Below are 2,263 nucleotides of genomic sequence, written 5' to 3' on the forward strand. Positions count from 1 at the left end.
GAGTCCCGGGTCGTCTGCGAGGAGCTCGGCGGCGGCGGCGCGGGCGTCGGCGATGAGGTCGCCGTCGTGCGCGACGCGGAGCAGCTTCAGCGAGGAGCGCCCGCCGGACTGCGTCGCGCCGAGCACGTCTCCCTCCTGCCGGAGCTCGAGGTCGACGCGCGCGAGCTCGAATCCGTCGAGCGTCGCGGCGACGGCCTCGAGTCGCTCGCGTGCGACGGTGCCGGCCTCGGCGTGCGAGACGAGCAGGCAGAGGCCGGGCACGCTCCCCCGGCCGACTCGCCCGCGCAGCTGGTGCAACTGCGAGACCCCGAACCGGTCGGCGTCGACGACGACCATCGTGCTCGCGTTCGGCACGTCGACGCCGACCTCGATCACGGTCGTCGCGACGAGCACGTCGAGCTCCTTCGCGGCGAACGCGCGCATCGTGTCGTCCTTCTCGTCGGCCGACATCCGCCCGTGCAGCGGCGCGATGCGCGCGTCGGCGAGCGACGGCAGCGCCCGCAGTTCGGCGAGCACCGAGGCGACGGATGCCGCGGGGCCGGCGCCGGGGGCCGGCTCGCCCTCCGCGGGTTCGGCGTCCTCCTCCACCACCTTCGGCTCGATCGCCGGGCAGACGACGAACCCCTGCCTGCCCTGGGCGAGTTCCTCGGCGAGGCGTTCCCAGACCCTCGCACGCCAGGTCGGGCGCTCGGCGAGCGGCACGAGGTGCGTCTCGATCCCGGCCCGGCCCGCGGGCAGCTGGCGGATGGTGCTCACGTCGAGGTCGCCGAAGACGGTCATCGCGACGGTGCGCGGGATCGGCGTGGCGGTGAGCACGAGCACGTGCGGGTGACGTCCCTTCAGCCGGAGCGCCTCGCGCTGCTCGACGCCGAAGCGGTGCTGCTCGTCGACGACGACGAGGCCGAGGTCGGCGAACATCGTGGTGTCGCCCAGGAGCGCGTGCGTGCCGACCACGATGCGCGACTGCCCGGCTGCGACGCGCAGCGCGGCCTTCCGCCGCTCCGCTGCGGGGAGCTGCCCGGTGACCAACGTGGGCATGAGCTCGGCCGCCGGCTCGGGGCCGAGCATGCGGGCGATCGAGCGCAGGTGCTGGGCGGCGAGCACCTCGGTCGGGGCGAGGAGCGCCGACTGTCCGCCGGACTCGGCGACTGCGAGCATGGCGCGGAGTGCGACGACCGTCTTGCCCGAGCCCACCTCGCCCTGTACGAGCCGGTTCATCGGCACGGGCTCGGCGAGGTCGGCGAGGATCTCGCCGCCGACCTCGCGCTGGTCGTCGGTGAGCGAGAACGGCAGCGACGCCTCGAACCGCTCGAGCAGGCCGCCCGGGCGGGGTTCGCGTCGCACGGCCTCGTGCGCGCGCGCCGCGGCACGGCGCTCGAGGAGCGCGGTCTGCAGCACGAACGCCTCGGTGAAGCGGAGCGCGCGGCGCGCGGCCTTCCAGTCCTCCTCCTGCTCGGGACGATGCACGCCCTCGAGCGCGTCGCGGTGCGAACGGATGCCACGGGCCCGCCGCACCGGCTCGGGGATGGGGTCCTCGACGGGACCGAGCCCGTCGAGGAGGACGCCGATCGAGGTCTGCAGCTGCCAGCTGGAGAGCGAGCCGGTGGCCGGGTAGATCGGGATCGGCGCCGTCGCCCAGCGCACGGCCGCGGCATCCGCCCCGCTCGTCGGCACCGCCTCGTCGAACAGCTGGTAGTCGGGGTGCGCGAGCTGGCGGGCGCCCCGGTAGTCGGACACCTTCCCGGCGAACATGCCCCGTGCGCCGGGCTTGAGTTCGCGCGAACGCCACGCCTGGTTGAAGAACGTGAGGGTCAGGATGCCGGTGCGGTCGGCGATCTTGGCCTCGAGGATCGAGCCGCGACGCGACCGCATGGTGCGCTCGCGCACCTCGAGCACCTCGGCCACGATCGTGACGTTCTCGTCGAGCGGGAGCTCGGCGAGGGCCGTCAGCTCGCCGCGCGCGGCGTAGCGGCGCGGGTAGTGCGCGAGCAGGTCGCCGACGGTCGTGTACCCGAACGCGCGCTGCACCGCCTGCGCGGTCCGACCGCCGAGCGCGCCGGTGAGGCGGCTGTCGAGGGTCAGTGCTCCCTCCGCCACGCGATCGGCCGTCATGGCTCGATCGTAGGCTCCGCCTCCGTCGGCGCGGGCGCGAGGGCCTCGAGCTCCGCACGCACGTAGGGGTCGTCGGGGCGCGCGAGCGCGAGCTCGCGCTGGATCTCGAGCGCCTCGTCGGTGCGGCCGAGCGTGCGCAGCGCGCGCCCGA

The 2,263-nt window shown here is 74.9% G+C and carries 1 protein-coding gene; it reads right to left on the bottom strand.

All coding sequences use genetic code 11. From position 1 onward, the window contains the following. Positions 1-2,112 (bottom strand): ATP-dependent DNA helicase RecG (locus ESO86_RS15730; RefSeq protein WP_165308025.1); only part of this gene is annotated, 2,112 nt, incomplete at its 3' end. Positions 2,113-2,263: the final 151 nt, after the last annotated feature.

Source organism: Agromyces binzhouensis (assembly GCF_004135055.1).
GTDB classification, from domain to species: Bacteria; Actinomycetota; Actinomycetes; order Actinomycetales; family Microbacteriaceae; genus Agromyces; species Agromyces binzhouensis.